At 64.8% G+C, this 16,859-nt stretch carries 14 protein-coding genes; 5 read left to right on the top strand and 9 right to left on the bottom strand.

From position 1 onward, the window contains the following. Nucleotides 1-13: 13 nt before the first annotated feature. The 5 genes from MY55_RS05685 to MY55_RS24230 form a co-directional block, all read right to left on the bottom strand. Nucleotides 14-889 (bottom strand): hypothetical protein, encoded by an 876-nt coding sequence (locus MY55_RS05685; RefSeq protein WP_047243591.1) that lies wholly within the window; start codon nt 887-889, stop codon nt 14-16. 135 nt (nt 890-1,024) lie between these two features. Beyond that, entirely contained in the window at nt 1,025-2,728 is a 1,704-nt protein-coding gene (locus MY55_RS05680) for a putative 2-aminoethylphosphonate ABC transporter permease subunit (RefSeq protein ID WP_065202079.1), read from the bottom strand. Further along, the gene (locus MY55_RS05675; RefSeq protein WP_043577598.1) at nt 2,722-3,822 is read right to left on the bottom strand and encodes a putative 2-aminoethylphosphonate ABC transporter ATP-binding protein; all 1,101 of its coding nucleotides are present in this window, start codon (nt 3,820-3,822) and stop codon (nt 2,722-2,724) included. The genes MY55_RS05680 and MY55_RS05675 overlap by 7 nt, the downstream gene beginning before the upstream one ends. A 68-nt stretch (nt 3,823-3,890) precedes the next feature. Then, a complete protein-coding gene (locus tag MY55_RS24235; RefSeq protein ID WP_244270653.1) occupies nt 3,891-4,280 on the bottom strand; it encodes a type 2 periplasmic-binding domain-containing protein in 390 nt (129 codons plus the stop codon). A gap of 3 nt (nt 4,281-4,283) precedes the next feature. Then, nucleotides 4,284-4,913: an extracellular solute-binding protein gene (locus tag MY55_RS24230; protein WP_244270652.1), complete on the bottom strand. Its 630-nt coding sequence runs from the start codon at nt 4,911-4,913 to the stop codon at nt 4,284-4,286. A gap of 245 nt (nt 4,914-5,158) precedes the next feature. On the opposite strand from MY55_RS24230, the gene MY55_RS05665 reads away from it, so the two are divergent. The 5 genes from MY55_RS05665 to MY55_RS05645 all read left to right on the top strand — a co-directional run bounded on the left by MY55_RS05665 (nt 5,159) and on the right by MY55_RS05645 (nt 13,928). Next, complete coding sequence (locus MY55_RS05665) at nt 5,159-6,016, top strand: phosphate/phosphite/phosphonate ABC transporter substrate-binding protein (RefSeq protein WP_052258165.1); 858 nt, start codon at nt 5,159-5,161, stop codon at nt 6,014-6,016. Nucleotides 6,017-6,019: 3 nt separating this feature from the next. Further along, a complete protein-coding gene (locus MY55_RS05660) occupies nt 6,020-9,181 on the top strand; it encodes an ATP-binding protein (protein WP_065202078.1) in 3,162 nt (1,053 codons plus the stop codon). Next, nucleotides 9,174-10,835 (top strand): GGDEF domain-containing protein, encoded by a 1,662-nt coding sequence (locus MY55_RS05655; RefSeq protein ID WP_047237801.1) that lies wholly within the window; start codon nt 9,174-9,176, stop codon nt 10,833-10,835. The genes MY55_RS05660 and MY55_RS05655 overlap by 8 nt, the downstream gene beginning before the upstream one ends. 158 nt (nt 10,836-10,993) lie before the next feature. After that, nucleotides 10,994-12,190: an ATP-grasp domain-containing protein gene (locus MY55_RS05650; RefSeq protein ID WP_047237800.1), complete on the top strand. Its 1,197-nt coding sequence runs from the start codon at nt 10,994-10,996 to the stop codon at nt 12,188-12,190. A gap of 103 nt (nt 12,191-12,293) precedes the next feature. Further along, nucleotides 12,294-13,928 (top strand): methyl-accepting chemotaxis protein, encoded by a 1,635-nt coding sequence (locus tag MY55_RS05645; protein ID WP_167595287.1) that lies wholly within the window; start codon nt 12,294-12,296, stop codon nt 13,926-13,928. 101 nt (nt 13,929-14,029) lie between these two features. On the opposite strand, the gene MY55_RS05640 is transcribed toward MY55_RS05645, so the two are convergent. The 4 genes from MY55_RS05640 to phnF form a co-directional block, all read right to left on the bottom strand. Beyond that, complete coding sequence (locus tag MY55_RS05640) at nt 14,030-14,572, bottom strand: beta/gamma crystallin-related protein (protein ID WP_043577607.1); 543 nt, start codon at nt 14,570-14,572, stop codon at nt 14,030-14,032. 169 nt (nt 14,573-14,741) lie between these two features. After that, nucleotides 14,742-15,305: a phosphonate metabolism protein/1,5-bisphosphokinase (PRPP-forming) PhnN gene (phnN, locus tag MY55_RS05635; protein ID WP_043577609.1), complete on the bottom strand. Its 564-nt coding sequence runs from the start codon at nt 15,303-15,305 to the stop codon at nt 14,742-14,744. Further along, the gene (locus MY55_RS05630; protein ID WP_047237798.1) at nt 15,295-15,987 is read right to left on the bottom strand and encodes a DUF1045 domain-containing protein; all 693 of its coding nucleotides are present in this window, start codon (nt 15,985-15,987) and stop codon (nt 15,295-15,297) included. The genes phnN and MY55_RS05630 overlap by 11 nt, the downstream gene beginning before the upstream one ends. After that, nucleotides 15,987-16,709: a phosphonate metabolism transcriptional regulator PhnF gene (gene phnF, locus MY55_RS05625; RefSeq protein ID WP_043577611.1), complete on the bottom strand. Its 723-nt coding sequence runs from the start codon at nt 16,707-16,709 to the stop codon at nt 15,987-15,989. Before phnF ends, MY55_RS05630 begins: the two co-directional genes overlap by 1 nt. Nucleotides 16,710-16,859 lie beyond the last annotated feature (150 nt).

Genomic DNA, 16,859 nt, shown 5'->3' with positions numbered 1-16,859 from the left:
GCTCCTTGGTTTACTAACCGGGCAGCGACCGGTACAGGCTGCGCAGCCGCTTGGCTTCGTCGACGAATTCGCGCAGCCGGTCCTGCCGCGCGCCCGGATCATCCAGGCTTTGCCGCAGTTGCCGGTGCAGGATGGGAAAAGCCTGCGACTCCTTGCCTATCAGGTCCAGCGCCCGGTGCTGGCGGTCGAAATCGGCCAGCTGCGCCGCCACCTGCAGATCGCCCTGATAGCGGGCCCAGCTGCCAAAGGCCGGCCGGAAACCGTCGCGGTCGACAAAGCTTAGGTAGCGCAGGCTGATGTCGGTCAGATACAGCTGCAAATCCTGCTGCACGCGGCCCATTTCCTGCGCCAGCGCCTCCAGCCCCGGCTGCGCCCGGTCCATCACCGCGCGCAGACTGTCCTTGCGCTGCGACGCGAGCTTGGCCTGGCCGAAGGCGTCGATCGCGGTCGCCAATCCATTGGCCGCCGCCCCGCTCAGGCCGCTGCCCTGCAACTGTCGCAGGCTGGCCGCCAGGTCCTGCGACGATTTGTCGATGTCGGCGGGGTTGCCGGCGGCGGCCAGCTGCGCCAACGCCGCCGAATAGCAGGCCAGCAGGTCCAGCGACGCCTTCACTTTGTCCAGTTGGCCGGACAGGTCATACGGCTGCCCCTGGGCATTCAGCAGCGGAAAGCCTTGCAGGCCGACCTTGCGATCGGGCGCGGTCAGCACCGCGCTGTCGCGGGCCGATTGCTCCAGCGCGGCGAAGCTGGACGCGGCGCCGTCGTCCATCTGGCGCGCCGCCTCGCTCAGCGCGGCGAACTTGGCGCTGTCCAGGCTGGCGCAGGCGGCAAGCGCCAGCGGCAGGGCCAGCGCGGCGGCGCGGACAAGGCAAGAAAGCGGGCGGGTCATGGCACCTCCCCGGCTGGACGGAAATGACGGGCGGCGGGCGCGGCCCGCCGCAATTCCGATCGGCAATGCCGAAAGAATTGACGATCCAGATTGAGATATAGCCCGTCATGCCAATCTGGCAAGCCCGCCGCCGCCTCAACCCGGCTCGCGCCAGCGCCGGCTGCGTCTGGCCAACGCCTTTTCCAGCCCCAGCGACAACAGCGACACGCTGCCGGAGGTCAGCACGATCAAGGTGGCCATCGCCGCCGCAGCCGCGGTGTCGCCGGCGTCGTCCATGGTGATGATGGATACCGCCGCCAGGCTGTTTTCCGGACTGATGATGAACACCAGCGCCGACAGCGTGGTCATCGCCGATACGAACAGGAAACGCGCCACGTCCAGCAGCGCCGGCAGCGCCACCGGCAGCGTGACCCGCCGCAAGGTGGTCCAGAACGGCACCTTGAGCGAGGCCGCCACCGCTTCGAATTCGCCGTCCAGCTGCTTCAGCGCGGTGGCGACGGTGAGATGCGCGGTGGTGTAGAAGTGGGCGATGGTGCAAACCGCCATCAGCGCCATGCCGCCGTACAGCGCGTTCAGCGGGTTGGCCGGATGGTTGAAAAAGAATACGTAACCCAGGCCCAGCACCAGGCCTGGCACCGCCATCGGCAGCATGGCGAAGAAGCGCAGCAGGCCGCGGCCCAGCGGCGCCGCCTGCTGTTTCTCGCAGACGTAGGCACCCAGAAACACCAGCGCGCTGCCCAGCAGCGCCACCGCGCCGCCCAGCTTCAGGCTGTTGAAATAGGCGTCCCAGCCGCCGCCGTCGACATGGTCGAAACGGTAATGCGCCAGCGTGAACGACAAATCGTACGGCCAGTATTTGAGAAAAGACGCCGCCACCCCCACGCCCAGCAAGGCCAGCAAAAACGCCGACACCACGGCCAGCAGCGCCGTCGCCGCGGCATCCCTGGGCAGCGAGGGCGCGGGAACGAGCAGCACCGCCCGCGCGGTCAGCGCCGCCTGTTGCCGCCGCGCCAGCGCGCGCTCGATGAAGAAGGACAACACTGCCGGCAGCAGCAGCATCAGCCCCACCACCGCGCCGCGCGGGAAGTTCTGCTGGCCGACCACTTGCTTGAACGCCTCCACCGCCAGCACGTTGTAGTCGCCGCCCACCACCTTGGGCACGCCGAAATCGGTGACCACCAGCGTGAACACCACCAGCGCCGCCGATACCAGGCCATAGCGCGCGCCGGGCAGGGTAATGGTGAAGAACTGCCGCCACGGCCCGGCGCCCAGCGTCCTAGCCGCCTCGTACAGCCGCGCGTCCGCCGCGGCCAGCGCGGTGGCGATGATCATCAGCGCGTAGGGAAAGGTGTAGAACACCTCGCCCAGCGCCACGCCCCAAAAACCGTAGATGCCGGCGCCGCCCAGCCAACCCTTGAGCAAGCCCTGGTTGCCGAACAGGTATACCAGCGAAATGGCCGGCATCAACGACGGCGCCAGCAGCGGCGCCAGCGCGATCTGGCGGAACAGACCGCGCCCCCAGGCCCGGCTGCGGCTCAGGCACCAGCCGAAGGCGAAGGCCGGCGGCAAGGTCAGCGCGCTCACCGTCAGCGCCAGCAGCAGGCTATGCCAGGCGGCGCGCATCAGGCCGGGAGAGTCCAGCACCTGGGCGAAGTTGGCCAGGCCGGCGAAGACGCCATCCACGGTGACGAAGGCCTTGCCCAGGATGAACAGCAGCGGCAAACCCAGCGCCAACGCCAGCAACGCCGCCAGCGTCCACACCAGCGCAGCCGCCGCCAGTTTTTCGCCGTCGGCGCGGCCAGCGGCCAGGCGGACCGATCGCAGCGCCAGGCTCAGCATGCGGCCTCCCCGGCATAGGCGCGCAGCAGCGCGGCCGGCAGCTCCACCGGCACGATCTCGCCCGGCGCCAGCGGCTGGCGCCGCAGCATGGAAGGGCACAGCTCGGCGAGCAGCGTCTGACCCGGCATGCCCTCCGGGCGCAGCCGGACGCGGGTCATCGCGCCGCCGAAGCTGACATCCTCCACCCGCGCCAGCAGGGTATTGGGCCGCGGCTCCCAGCGGTCCTTGACGAGGATGTCCTCCGGCCGCAGAAACAGGGTCAGCGGCCCGCCTTCCGGCAATGGCGTCTCCAGCCGCAGCGCGCATGCGCCCACCCTGGCCTCGCGGCTGCCCTGGCGCTGCGCCGGCAGCCAGTTGGCCGCGCCGACGAACTGGGCGACGAAACGGCTGGCCGGCTGGCGGTAGATTTGCGCCGGCGTGCCCACCTGCTCGACGCGGCCGGCGTTCATCACCACCACCCGGTCGGCGATGGCCAGCGCCTCTTCCTGATCATGCGTCACCATCAGCGTGGTGACGCCCAGCCGCTTCTGCAGACTTTTCAATTCGTCGCGCAGCCGCTCGCGCACCCGCGCGTCCAGCGCCGACAAGGGCTCGTCCAGCAGCAGCAGGCCCGGCGCGGTGGCCAGCGCCCGCGCCAGCGCCACCCGCTGCTGCTGGCCGCCGGACAGCTGCGACGGATATTTGCGCTCAGCGCCCGGCAGACCGACCACATCCAGCAGCTCGCGCACCCGCGGTTCATGCCGCGCCTTGTCGCGCCGCGGGGTCAGGCCGTAGGCGATATTGTCGGCGACGGTCAGATTGGGAAACAGCGCGTAGCTCTGGAACACGATGCCGTAATCGCGCTTGGCCGGCGCGGCATCGGTGATGTCGCGGCCGGACAGCAGAATGCGGCCGTCGTCGGGCGCGTCCAGGCCGGCGATCAATCTGAGCAGCGTGGTCTTGCCGCAGCCGGACGGCCCCAGCAGGCAGACGAACTCGCCCTTGCGTATGGACAGGGACACCGCGTCCAGCGCGGCGAAGCCGCCGAAGCGGCGGCTCAGGCCGTGGACGGACAGGTGTTCGGACAAGCCCTGCAGGCTATCGACCGGTTTCATCGGCAACTCCATCTTGCTTGAATCTCGAAAAGCCGCCCGCAAGCGGGCGGCTAGCGCCGGCTCCGGCCTCAGTTCTTGGCCGCGGCCTTGCTTTCATAGCGGCGCGACCATTCCTGCAGGATGGCGTCGCGGTTTTTCGCCGCCCAGGCGAAATTATTTTTCGACAGGCGCTTGGCGTAATCCGCCGGGATGTACGGATTCTGCTTGGCCACGCCGGGCATCGCCAGCACCGCGTAGTTCTTTTCGTACAGCCGCATCGCCGGCAGGCTGGCGGAGAAGTCCGCCAGTTTCTTGGCGGCTTCCAGATTCTTGGTGCCTTTGACGATGGCGGTGGCTTCCAAATCCCAGCCAAGGCCTTCTTTCGGGTAGATCAGGTCTATCGGCGCGCCCTGCGCCTTCAGTTCCGCGCCGCGGTATTCAAACGAAATGCCGATCGGGAATTCGCCGGTGGCGGCCATCTTTCACGGCTTGGAGCCGGAGTGGACGTACTGCGCCATATTGAGGTGCAGCTTGTCCATATAGTCCCAACCCGGCTTCTCGCCCATCATCTGCAGCCAGGCGGACACATCGAGGTAGCCGGTGCCGGACGAGGCCGGATGCGGCATCACGATCTGGCCCTTGTAGACCGGCTTGGTCAAATCGGCCCAGCTTTCCGGCTTGGGCAGGTTCTTCTTGGCGGCTTCCACGGTGTTGAAGCAGATGGTGGCGGCCCACACGTCCATGCCGGTCCACTTGGGCGGCTTGGCCTTGTCGACGAATTGCGGGCTGAGCTTGTCCACGCCCTTGGGCGCGTAAGCCTGCAGCATGCCTTGCTGGTCCAGGATCATCAGACTGGTGGCGGCCAAGCCCCACACCGCGTCGGCTTGCGGATGATTCTTCTCCGACAGCAGCTTGGCGGTGATGATGCCGGTGGATTCGCGCACCCAGCGGATATCGATATCCGGATTGGCTTTCTCGAAAGCCTCCTTGTAATCCTTGACCTGATCGGCCTCCAGCGCGGTGTACACCGTCAGCGTGGTTTTGGCGTATGCCAGCGGGGACAAAAGTCCGGACACGGCCAGACCGATTGCGACAGCTAGCTGCTTCTTCATCGACGATGCTCCTTTGTTTAGACGTATAGACAAATTCATCCACAAACCGACCCATCTGGAAAACTGCTGCCACTATGCCGCTAGGCGATGACAAGCCAGTGAAAAGAACATGAAGCTTGTTTTGCCCCTCTAGACCACTGCCCGCACGCCATCCGCAACGCAAGCGATCTACTGAGTTTTATCTATATTGACGCTAAAGACAGGCACCATCTCGCCACATTGTTTCGCGCAGGAGAGACGAAAGCATGAAGGCATTACGCCCCCCCCGATCGGGCAAGACCCACCTCATCCTCGCCAATCTGCTGCTACCTGCCGCGCTATTGGCATCCACGGCAAATGCTGGAGCGCCTATCCTCCACTTCGGCATTGTTCCGCAGCAATCCGCTCTCCACCTAGCGCGGAACTGGGGGAGCTTACTGCAATATCTGGGCAAATCATGCACACTGGATCTGCAATTTGAAACGGCCCCGGACATTCCCACTTTTGAGCGTCGGGTGGCCAAGGGCCAGTACGACATCGTGTACTTCAACCCGCTGCACTACGTGGTCTTTCACGACAGCGCGGGCTATCAGGCGCTGGCGAGGGAAAAAGATACCCGGTTGGTTGGGCTGATTGTGGTGCGCAAAGACAGCCCCATCCAGAACGTTCGTCAACTGGAAGGCAAAACCCTGGCCCTTCCCGCGCCAGAGTCGTTCGCCGCGAGCGTACTGCCCCAAGCGGAGCTGGAGTCCATGGGCGTACATGTCAATGTCAGTTATGTCGGCTCACACGACTCGGTCTATCTCGCCGTCAGGCAAGGTCTTTATTCGGCAGGCGGCGGTATCAACCGCACCTGGAGCCAGCAACCTGATGCTGTGCGCAATGCGCTGCGCATCTTGTGGCAAACGCCGCCGCACACGCCGCACCCGTTCGCCACGCGGCCCGGCTTGCCTTCGACGCAGCGCCAATGCCTGCTTCGGACATTGACCCATCTGCAAGACACACCGGAGGGACTCGCCTTGCTACAGCAAGTGCAACTGAAACCGCTGACGGCGGCTCGGGATGAAGACTGGGACGATATCCGCCGCCTGGGCATACATTACCAAGCGCCGGGAGAGCAATAGCACATGTCGTTCCGGCTTAAGACCATACTCGGCATAGCGCTGATCGAATTGATGATGCTGTGTATCCTGCTGTATTTTGGTTTGGGCCTGCTGCGCGATACCAGCGTTCGAGAAATGATCAAACGGCGGCAGATCATAGCCGAGCAGTTCGCCCAAGCCAATCAAAACGCTGTGCTAAGCACCGACCTGGCAACGCTGCAGAGCGCAGCGGAGCAGATGGTGAAATCTTCCGACATCCTCTATGCTCGCGTGTTCGACGGCCATGACAGGCTTCTCGCCGAGGCCGGCGATCCTCGAAGCTTGGCCCTGCATGACTCAGCCAAACAGGACTCAGCCACGCAGAACATAGACCAGCTCTCGCCCGACCAACCGCTCACCATCACCCGAAACATCGAGATCGGCGGCATCCATTACGGTCGAGTGGAACTCGGCACCTCGGTGGCTAACCACCGGCAATTGATGCAGAAAGCCCTACAAAATGGCCTTATGCTCGCCCTGTCCGAACTCGCCTTATCCGCGCTGTTCTCTCTGCTACTGGGTACCTATCTGACCCGCCAGCTCGAGTCGCTGCAACAGGCCTCCCAAAAAATGGCTGCCGGCGAGCTGGGCTACCAAGTGGAAGTGCAAGGCAAAGATGAGCTGGCGCGCACGGCAGAGATGTTCAACCGGATGTCGACCCAGCTGGCCTTGGACCGCAGCCAGCTGGAAACCGCGCTGAACCGCGCTGAAGAAAGCCGAAAGGATTTACAGCGGCAAGAAGATCTGCTGGATGCAATCAATTACATGCAAAGCCTGTTCATTGGCAAGGTGCATCCCGAAACATTGTTCAGCTACGCCCGCGACATCCTACTGCTGTGGTTCAATGCCGAACACGGCTTTATATGCGAATTGAACAACCAGGCAAGCCAGCCCCAGTTTCTCCCCATCACGCCTGCTCTGAGCCCCCCGCCGCAGATGGACACAGACGAGCTGTTGCAATGCTGTCTCTATCAAGAACAGGAACAGCTGCTGGGCCTGCAACAGAGTTCGTCCGGCGCCTTATCCCAAGGCTACTATTTCCTGAGCATCCCCATCATTCTGGCCTCCAGCGTAATTGGCTCGTTTACCCTGTTCTTCCCTCGCCCGGTCGACCCGGACCATGGCAACAAGCTCCCGGCGCCATTGATGAAAACATTGGGACAACTGATGCAGGCAAGCCAGGCCCAACGCAAGCTAGAACAAACACAGCTTCAACTTTCGCGGCAACAAATACTGTTATCCGCTGTCATCGACACCTCGATAGACGGCATCGCCACCTTAGACAGGCTAGGCCTGTTCACCAGCGCCAACAAGGTGACCGAATACATGTTCGGCCTACCGCGCGGCAGCCTGATCGGCACCGCCTTGCTGGACTGCCTGGAACCGTCCAGCCGGCGCGCGCTGCAGCCGCTACTGCTCGGCGACGACATCAAATTGAGCAGTTTGCTGCAACTCACCGCCAAACGCGCCGACGGTACGCCGTTTCCGATAGAGCTGGCGATCACCCACATGCCGGACACAGGCAAAGATTACTACAACCTGAACATCCGCGACATCACGGAGCTAAAGACAGCAGAGAGTGAGTTGCGGCGCGCCAAGGATAAGGCCGATGCGGCCAACCAGGCCAAGAGCTCCTTCTTGGCCACCATCAGCCACGAAATCCGCACCCCGCTGAACGGGGTGCTCGGGATGCTGGAGTTGCTGAAGTTGAGCCAATTGGACTCTGGGCAGCAAGACATGGTGGACACTGCGCGCGACTCCGCGCACACCTTGCTGCTGCTGATCGACGATGTGTTGGACTTCACCAAAATCGAGGCCAACCAGCTGGAGCTGGTTAAGACACCCACCGATATCTGGCCACTGCTACAAAGAGTGCTAAGCCGCTACGCCCATACCGCCGAGCAAAAGGATCTGAATTTCGACCTGCAGATCGATCCTCTGCTCGCCCCCACCCTGCTGCTTGACCCGCTGCGGCTGCGGCAGATCTTACAAAACTTTCTCAGCAACGCGATAAAGTTCACCGCCACCGGCGCCATCACCTTGCGCGTCCAAGTGGAAAAAGAGGCCACCGGCTGGCAAAACCTGATTTTCGACGTCATCGATACCGGTATCGGCATCCCGCCCGAACAATTGCAAACGCTGTTCCAGCCATTCAGCCAAGGCGATTCCGCCACCTCCCGCCGCTATGGCGGCACCGGACTGGGCTTGGCTATCAGCCGCCGCCTGGCAGAGCTCATGGGCGGCGAGGTGGCAATAGACAGCGAACTGGGGCATGGCACACGGGTTTCACTGCATCTGTGCGTGGAAGTGGCTGAACGCAAAGCTCCTCCCCCCCTCGCACTTCTGCCCTCCGCAGCGCCCAATGCGGAAAAGCGCATATTGCTCGTGGAGGACAACCCCACCAATCTGAAGCTAGCCACCAAGCAGCTGGAAAAGCTCGGTTATCGGCCCGATACAGCGGAGGATGGCGCGCAGGCTTTTGAAAAATGGCGGCGCGATCATTACCATCTGGTGATGACCGACTGCCTGATGCCCAATATCGGAGGCTTCGAACTCGCCAGGCTGATCCGAAGCTACGAGGCGGAACACCCCGTCCGCCCCCGTTCCGCCATCATCGCTTGCACAGCCAATGCCGCGCCAGAAGAGCTGCAAAAGACCCGTGATGCCGGCATGAATGACTACCTCATCAAGCCCTTCGCGCTGGAAACCCTGTCCGCGGCGCTGGAAAAATGGTTGCAGGGCGCACCTCCTAGCGTTAGCCCCCCGGCAGCGGGGGCTCAACCGGAAGGCCCCGCGCCGCTCGACCTGTTAATGCTGCGAACACGCTGCGGCGAGAGCGGAAAATCCGAAAGTCAACTGCTGGGCGAGTTCCTGAAGAACACCCGCCGACACACCTCATACATCCGCAACGCCATAATCAGCGACAACCTGCCGCTAATCGCCCTCACCACGCGGGACATCCAGACCGACGCGACCCCAATAGGTGCGCACAATATCGCCGAGGCAGCCAGACACCTAGAGCAAGCCGCAGAGGCCGAGCAGAAAGAGACGATCCCCAGGTTGGTACTGCAACTGGAAGCCGCCTGCCTGGAGGTGGAGCAATGGCTGACGAAGCGCCGCGCACCGCACGAGTTAAGCCATGGCTGAGCGGAAAAGCCACCAAGGCGATCCGTCTCAATACATCCTGTATTCAAAGGGCCTGCGGTACCTCTTTGACAGCATAGTTACCCGCCTGCTGGCGCTGGCGCTGCTGATCGTGCTCACCGGCTCCATATCGCGTTATTACACGCTGAGCAATTTTCTATATGAAGACCTGAGCAAGGTGGTGGAAAACCAGCAGTTGACGCTGGCCACCTATGTCGCGCACGACATCAACGGCAAAGTCGCGCAAAGGGAAGACCTGCTCATCCACCTGGCCGCGGTGCTGCCGCCGCAGCTGCTGAAGCGCCCGCCCCAGCTGCGGGACTGGCTCAAGGAGCACTACCAGTACCAGCCGCTGTTTTCCATCGGCTTGTTCGTAGTGAGGCCGGATGGCAGCGCCATCGCCGACTATCCTCTCAATCCCAGACGGATGACAGTCAATTACCGCGACCGCGACTATATCCGGGCAGCGCTGCAAGGGGACCCCTACATCGGCCGCGCCGTAGTCGGCCTCACTTCGAAAATACCGGTGCTGCCGATGGGCGCGCCGATATACGGCGCCGATCGCAAAGTGAAGGCGGTTCTGGTTGGCGTCACCGCGCTGGACGCGCCAAACTTTCTCGATCTGCTGCAACACACCCATATCGGCGGCCACATCGACAGTTTTCTGCTAGTCTCGCCGCGCGACAAGCAGTTCGTCTCCTCCTCGCAACCGGACATGGTACTGAAGCCGCTGCCCCGCCCCGGCGTCAACCCGCTGCACGACAGGGCGATGGCGGGCTTTCGCGGCGCCGGCATCACCGTCAACGCCAAAGGGGTGGAAGAAGTCAGCGCCATCGCGTCGGTCCCGCGCGCCGGCTGGTTCGTGGTGGCCCGGCTGCCCAGCAGCGAGGCCTTCGCCACCGTGGAGAGGGTAAAGGGCTTCACGCTGCGCAACACCATCGCCGCGATGGTCGTTTTCGCGCTGATCTGCTGCGGCGGCCTGTACATCGTGCTGCGGCCGCTGTTCCAGGCCGCGCGCCACGCCGACCGCATGACGCGCGGCGAGCTGCCGCTGGAGCCGATGCCGATCCGCCGCAACGATGAAGTCGGCCACCTGATCGCGGCGTTCAACCGCCTGCTGCACAAACTGAACGACCAGAAAGCCGAACTGGCCCGCATGGCCCATCACGACTCGCTGACCGGCCTGCCCAACCGCTCGCTGCTGTCCGATCGCCTGCACATGGCGCTGGCGCAGGCGCAGCGCAAACGCAGCGCGGTGGCGCTGCTGTTCATGGACCTGGACGGCTTCAAGCTGATCAACGATACGCTAGGCCACAAGGCCGGCGACAAGGTGCTGTGGCAGGTGGCGCAGCGCCTGTCCAACATCGTCCGCCAGACCGACACGCTGGCGCGGATAGGCGGCGATGAGTTCGTGCTGCTGCTCAGCGATCTGGACGACGGCGCGGAAGGCATCGCCAACACGGTGGCGCAGAAATGCATAGAGGCGTTCGACGCCCCGTTCCAGACCGCCGGCGCCTCCTGCAAGCTGGGCATTTCGATCGGCATCGCGCTGGGAGACGGCCTGAGCACCTCGGACAGCCTGTTGCAGGCGGCCGACCAGGCCATGTACCTCGTCAAGAAAACCGGCCGCAGCGGCAGCGAAACCATACGGATATGACGCGGCGGGACATTCGCCCCTGAAGAAACATCATCCGCCGCGCGATCCGCGCCGAATCCGGCGCAAACGCCTGCGGCGAATAATCGGACGCCGGCCGGGAAATTCAATTAGAATTGTCGCTGATAAAATAATCGCCAAAATAAAATCCACGCTCGTCCATGCCTTTACCGACTCAAGCCGGCCCCTCCCCTGCTTTCCCCGAAAAACCGCGACACATCCTGATACTGGGCGCGCGCTCTCCCGCCTGCCTGGAATGGGCTCGCGCCTTTCGCGCCGCCGGCTGGCGGGTGAGCGCGGCGGATTCGCTGCACTGGCCGATAAGCCGCTTCAGCCGCGCGGTCGATGCCTACCATCGCCTTCCATCGCCGCGCGCCAATCCGGCGCGCTGGCTGGACGCGCTGCGCCAGGCGATCACGCGCCATGGGGTGGACCTGGTGCTGCCCACCTGTGAAGAAACCTTCTACCTGTCCAGCGGCCGCGACACCCTGCCTTGCCGGGTTCTGACTGAGCGCTTCGACCTGATGCGCCAGTTGCACCACAAGCACCGTTTCGCTCTGATGACCCGCGGCTGGACGGCCCAGGCGCCGGAAACCCGGCTGTTGGAATCGCCGGACGCCGTCATGCGCATGCGCCACGCCGCGCCGGGCTGGGTGTTCAAGCCTGCCTATTCCCGCTTTGCCAGCCGCGCGCTGCTGCGCCCCTCTCCCGCCCAACTGGCGCGCGCGCGGCCCAGCGCCAGCCGGCCTTGGGTTGCCCAGCGCTACATGCCGGGCCGCGAGCACTGCAGTTATAGCGTGCTGGCGGCGGGACGCGTGACCGCTCATGCCTGCTACCACCCGCGCTACCGGGCAGGCAAAGCCGCGGGTGTCTGGTTCGAACCCACCGACCCGGCACCCATCCGGGCGTTCATCGAACGATTCGGCGCCGAAACCGGCTACAGCGGCCAGGTAGGCTTCGACTTCATCGAAACCGCCGACGGCGCCTGTCACGTACTGGAGTGCAATCCCCGCGCCACCAGCGGCGTCCATCTGTTCAGCGACCAGCCGCAACAACTGGTCGCCGCCCTGCTGGACGACATTCCGCCCGGAGAAGTGCTGCGTCCGGCCGCCAGCCCCAAGATGGTGGCCGCGGCGATGCTGCTGTTCGCCGCGCGGCGCCATGGCTGGCGCCGCGAATTCTGGACCGACTTCGGCCGCGCCGACGATGTGCTGGCCCGGCGGGACGAACCCTGGCTGCTGCCGGCGCAGTGCCTGGGCCTGCTGGAAATCGCCGGCCGCGGGCTGCTCCGGGGCCGCGGCTTGCTCGCGGCCTCCACCGCCGATATCGAATGGAATGGACAAGCGCTGGATGAATGACTAACGCGGCAGCAAGCGGACAGGCCGGCCGCGGCGAGCTATGCTGACATATCCGCAGCGCTGCTCCGACCAACCGGTTTCGCCTTCGCAGGACCCTGCCGCCATGAGCTTGTTGCAAAACATCAAAGTCGGCCCGCGCCTGGCCGCATCCTTCATGCTGTTGCTGGCCATTCTGCTGGCGGTCAGCGCCAGCGTCTGGAACGGCCTCTCCAGCATAGAAACCAGCACTCATCGCATCGTCGGCGACGACGCCGGCAAGCTGCAATTGGCGGCGGAGCTGGACCGCCATTCGCAAAACGCCGCCCTGCTGCTGCTGCAGATCATCTCCACCCCCGACCGACCGCAGCGCGTCCCCCTATATGCCGCGATGGACGAGGCCAACCGCCGCGCCAACCAGACTTTCCAACGCCTGAAAGACTTGCCCTGGACGCCGGAACAGTCCGACGTCCTGCGCCAGCTATCCGAATTGCGCGCCCGCTACACCGCCGCCTTCAGCAACACGGTCGACCTTGTGGAATCGGACGACCCGGCGGCGCTGGCGCGCCAGTACGCCGGCCAGACCCAGCCGGCGCTGCAGCAACTGCTCGCCGCCACCACCGCCCTCGCCTCCGCCCAGCAAAACGACATGAACCGGGAACTGGCCGACGTGCTGGCGCTGATGGGCAATACCCGGCTGTTATTGCTGGCTTTCAGCGCCGCCGCTGCTGTGGCCGGAGTGCTGCTGTCCTGGCGCGTCACCCGCAGCATCACCCGTCCGCTGGAGCACAGCGTGGCGCGGATGGGTGCGATGGCCCAGGGGGATCTGCGCGGCGAGGTGCAGATAGTCGGCAGCGATGAAACCGCGCTGATGCTGGGCCGGATGGCGCAGATGCAGTCGCACCTGGCGACGCTGGTGCGGGAATTGCGCGGCTCCGCCGACATCGTCGCCGCCACCGCCGCCTCCACCCAGTCCGGCGCGGCCGAAGTCGCCGGCGGCGTCGAGCGCCAGCAGGCGGAAATTCACCAGATCAACGCGGTGGTGGAGGACTTCGCCGGCAAGCTGCGCAGCGCGGCGCAAACCGCCTCCCAGGCGCAGGAGCGCGCCAAAAGCGCGGCCGCGCTGGCGCTGCGCGGCCAGAGCCTGATCCAGACCGCCTCCGGCGAAATCACGCTGATCGCCGGGCAGATCCAGGGCAGCGCGGCGGCGGTGGACGCGCTGCGCCAGCGCGCCAATTCGATGCGCGGCATGATAGAGTCCGTCACCGACATCGCCGAGCAAACCAATATGCTGGCGCTCAACGCCGCGATCGAGGCGGCGCGCGCCGGCGAAATGGGCCGCGGCTTCGCGGTGGTGGCCGACGAGGTGCGCCGGCTGGCCGACCGCACCGCCCAGGCCACCCGCGAAATCAGCGAAGTGATCTCGGCGATAGACGACCAGACCACCCAGGCGATGCGGCAGATCGAACAGGGGCAGACGGAAATGGCCCGCGGCGTCGACATGATCCGCGGCATCGTCGACCCGCTGACCGAGCTGAAAGACGGCGCCACCGCCACCTCCAGCGAACTGGACCGGTTGGCCGTCAATATCGCCGAGCAGGTGCGCGAAAGCCAATCCATCGCGCGCAGCGTCGCCGCCATCGCCCAGTCCGCCGACGAAAGCCTGCATGCCACCCACAGCGCCAGACAGAACAGCGCCCGGCTGCTGACCGTGAGCGGCGCGCTGCAGGAGCAGATGCGGCGCTTCGTGCTGGACAGCTGAACCGCCCCCAGCAGATATCCGCCATAGCGGAAACGACGCAGGGCGGAAACCGAATGGCTTCCGCCCTGCTTGCGGCTCAGGTCCGCGCCGCGGGAAGCGGCTTACAGGGGCTGGATCGAAGACACGGCGTCGTTGTCCCAGAAGCCGGAGTAGCTGGGATAACGGCCATCGTTGCCGGGGCCTTTATTGGAGGCGATGATCCAGCTCTGTCCGGAAAAATTGATGTCCTTGTACATGGACCAGCTGCCGCCCAGGACGATCGCGGAAGATGCCGCATCGTTGAAGCCGATATCGTTGAAATTGGCCTGGGATTGAGTGAACGACACCATCTGGCCGCCGTAATCGCTGTCGCGGAACAGAATCGCGTAGTGGTCGCCGTAATTGCCCGGCAAGGCGCGCACCGAGGAAATGGAATCGTTGCTGCCGCCCCAGGTGCCCGGGCTGGGATATTCGCCCTGCGTCAGAATCCAGCAGGTGCTGGCAAAACCGGCATCTTTGTACAGCAGCCAGGTGCCGCTGACGACGCGAATCGATGAGGTCTGATCATTGAAATTGTAATCCGTCCCCAAATTGGCGGAGTTGCTGGTCAAATCGATGCTGCGCCCGCCAAAATTCGAGTTCTGATACAAGATGATTTCAGCCATGAACAGGTTCCTTATGCAGAGGGAGTCAACTTTGGCGCGTCAGCCGCGCCGCAGCGCGGACGGCCTCTACCACTGTAGAGAATCGCTGAAAGGCTGCTGCTCCATGCCGGCAAACCCATTCTTTGGATCAGGCCAGGCGACAAACTCCGGCGTCGCCACCCTTTTTGGCCTATAGAACGCGCCGCTGCGCCCGCAGCCAGCCCAGCAAGGTCTCCCCGGCCAGCTCCAGCGCGCCGTCGTTGACCAGCACCGCGCAGCCGGCGGGAGGCACGAAGGACGCAGCCTCCGCCAACCGGCGCGCAATCGCCTCCTCGCCTTCCCGCCCCCGCGCCCTCAGCCGCGCCGCCAGCACCTCCGGGCTGGCGGTGATCCACAGCGGCCGCAGGCCGGGAAAACGCCGGACGGCCAGCGGCAGCGACGAGCGCGAGCCGTTGACCACCACGTCCAGCCCCTGCGCAAGCCATAGACCCACCTCCGCCCCCAAGCCGTAAGCCAGGCCATTGCGCCGCCAGGCCAGCGCGAAACAGCCGGCGCGCTCGCGCTGGTCGAACTCTTCCGGGCTGAGCGCGACATGGTTTTCCCCGCCGGCGTCGGCCGGCCGGGTGATGTAGCGATGCGCGAACATCAAGCCGCCATCGGCCGGCACCCGCTGCCGCACATAGGCCAGCAGGCTGTCCTTGCCGGCGCCGGAAGGGCCGATCACATACCACAGCGCGCCCGTCTCAGCCGCCATAGCGCGCCACCTTTCCGTCGAAGCCGCAGTGGGCCAGATAGCGGAACGGGCCGCCGGCCGTCATCTCCGCGAACAGCGCGATGCCGTCCACCTCCACCGGCCCCAGCCCGGCGAAATGCCGGCGCGCGCCCCGCTCCAGGCTGGCGGCCAGCGCCGATTCCCGCGCCAGCCCGGCGCTGAGGGTCATGTGGAAACGAAACTGCTCGAACACGAAAGGATAGCCCCAGCGCCGATACAGGCTTTGCTGGCGGGCGTCCAGCCCGGGACGGGGCTTCAGGGCCTGGCCTGGGTCGGCCCAGGGCGCCATCGCCGTCGTGCATGCCGCGGCCAGCTCTTCCAGCTCGGCCGACGCCGCCGCGGGGCGCAAGGCCAGAAAATCGTCCAGCCACTCCACCCGCAGCGTCAGCGCGAAAGGCTCGAAACCAGAAGCCAGCCGCGCGGCGGCCGCCAGCAGGCCGGCCGCATCCATGCTGGGCGCCAGCTCGAACGGCGCCTTCAAGGTGGCGTGCCAGCCGTAGCGGGCGGCTGCCGCGGTAAGGTCGGCCAGCGTGGCCGGGTCAACCCCATCCAGCGCCGGCTGCGCCAGGCTCTGGCCGCTGGCCGCGTCCCGGCCCAGCCAGAGGCTGCCGGCTCGCCACAAGCCGCTGTCCGGCCTGGGCGCGTAATACAGCGCGCAACGCATCAGTCGTCCTCCATCACCAGTTGCACCAGGTCGCCATTGAAGCAGGTGATGCCGTATTGCACCGGCCTGCCGTCCAGGTCCACGTTCAGCGACTTCACATGCAGCACCGGGCGGTTCTTGGGAATGCCCAGATAATCCACCGTCTCCGCGTCCGGCAGCCGCGCGGTGACGCGGGTGAAGCGGCGGGTGTAGTCGTCTATGCCGAACTCCCGCAACGCACGCGTCACCGAGCGCTGGCGCTGGTACACCTGCGGCAGGCCGGCGAAACGGGCGGCGGGGAAAAACAGCGTCGCGCAGTCCACCACCCTCGCCTCCACCCGGCTGAGGGTCTTGATGCGGAACACCTCGTCGCCGACCGCGACTTCCAGCAGGCCGGCCAGCTCGGCATTGGCCGGTACAGTGTCGCTTAGCAGGATGTCGATGTCGGAACTGAGGTTCTGCCGCGCCATGTTCTGCGTGAAGCGGGTGCGCTTGCTGATGGCGTAGTCGATCGCATTATCCTGCACGAAAGTGCCGCGCCCCTGCTCCACCCGCAGCAGGCCGCGCTCCACCAAGGTAGCCACCGCGCGGCGTATGGTGTGGCGGTTGACGGCGAAACGCTCGGCCAATTGCAGCTCGGTCGGCAGCTGCGCGCCCGCCTGCAAGGCGCCGCTGGCGATCTGCGCCGCCAGGCTGTCTTCTATCTGCCGCCAGACGGCGACGCCGGAACCTCTCTCTATCATTGCCACGCTCCTCTTTGTCTCGCCACGGCAAAGGTCTAGTCGCGCCGTAAAAACGTCACAAAACCTTCATCGCCGCATGCTGTTAATCCATCGCTGCTCGCCATTATCATGCATACGTCTATACGTTTATATGAATCTTTATTGAACCAT

Origin of the sequence: Chromobacterium subtsugae (assembly GCF_001676875.1) — a bacterium.
Taxonomy (GTDB): domain Bacteria; phylum Pseudomonadota; class Gammaproteobacteria; order Burkholderiales; family Chromobacteriaceae; genus Chromobacterium; species Chromobacterium subtsugae.
This window is presented reverse-complemented; position numbering and strand designations above follow the sequence as displayed.

Excerpts from the sequence above, each read along its gene's own strand:
- MY55_RS05650 (WP_047237800.1), top strand. The coding sequence starts at position 10,994 with ATGCCTTTACCGACTCAAGCCGGCCCCTCCCCTGCTTTCCCCGAAAAA.
- MY55_RS05660 (WP_065202078.1), top strand. The coding sequence starts at position 6,020 with ATGTCGTTCCGGCTTAAGACCATACTCGGCATAGCGCTGATCGAATTG.
- MY55_RS05645 (WP_167595287.1), top strand. The coding sequence starts at position 12,294 with ATGAGCTTGTTGCAAAACATCAAAGTCGGCCCGCGCCTGGCCGCATCC.
- MY55_RS05680 (WP_065202079.1), bottom strand. The coding sequence starts at position 2,728 with ATGCTGAGCCTGGCGCTGCGATCGGTCCGCCTGGCCGCTGGCCGCGCC.
- MY55_RS05685 (WP_047243591.1), bottom strand. The coding sequence starts at position 889 with ATGACCCGCCCGCTTTCTTGCCTTGTCCGCGCCGCCGCGCTGGCCCTG.
- phnN (WP_043577609.1), bottom strand. The coding sequence starts at position 15,305 with ATGGCGGCTGAGACGGGCGCGCTGTGGTATGTGATCGGCCCTTCCGGC.
- MY55_RS05675 (WP_043577598.1), bottom strand. The coding sequence starts at position 3,822 with ATGAAACCGGTCGATAGCCTGCAGGGCTTGTCCGAACACCTGTCCGTC.
- MY55_RS24230 (WP_244270652.1), bottom strand. The coding sequence starts at position 4,913 with ATGAAGAAGCAGCTAGCTGTCGCAATCGGTCTGGCCGTGTCCGGACTT.
- MY55_RS24235 (WP_244270653.1), bottom strand. The coding sequence starts at position 4,280 with ATGGCCGCCACCGGCGAATTCCCGATCGGCATTTCGTTTGAATACCGC.
- MY55_RS05665 (WP_052258165.1), top strand. The coding sequence starts at position 5,159 with ATGAAGGCATTACGCCCCCCCCGATCGGGCAAGACCCACCTCATCCTC.
- phnF (WP_043577611.1), bottom strand. The coding sequence starts at position 16,709 with ATGATAGAGAGAGGTTCCGGCGTCGCCGTCTGGCGGCAGATAGAAGAC.
- MY55_RS05655 (WP_047237801.1), top strand. The coding sequence starts at position 9,174 with ATGGCTGAGCGGAAAAGCCACCAAGGCGATCCGTCTCAATACATCCTG.
- MY55_RS05630 (WP_047237798.1), bottom strand. The coding sequence starts at position 15,987 with ATGCGTTGCGCGCTGTATTACGCGCCCAGGCCGGACAGCGGCTTGTGG.
- MY55_RS05640 (WP_043577607.1), bottom strand. The coding sequence starts at position 14,572 with ATGGCTGAAATCATCTTGTATCAGAACTCGAATTTTGGCGGGCGCAGC.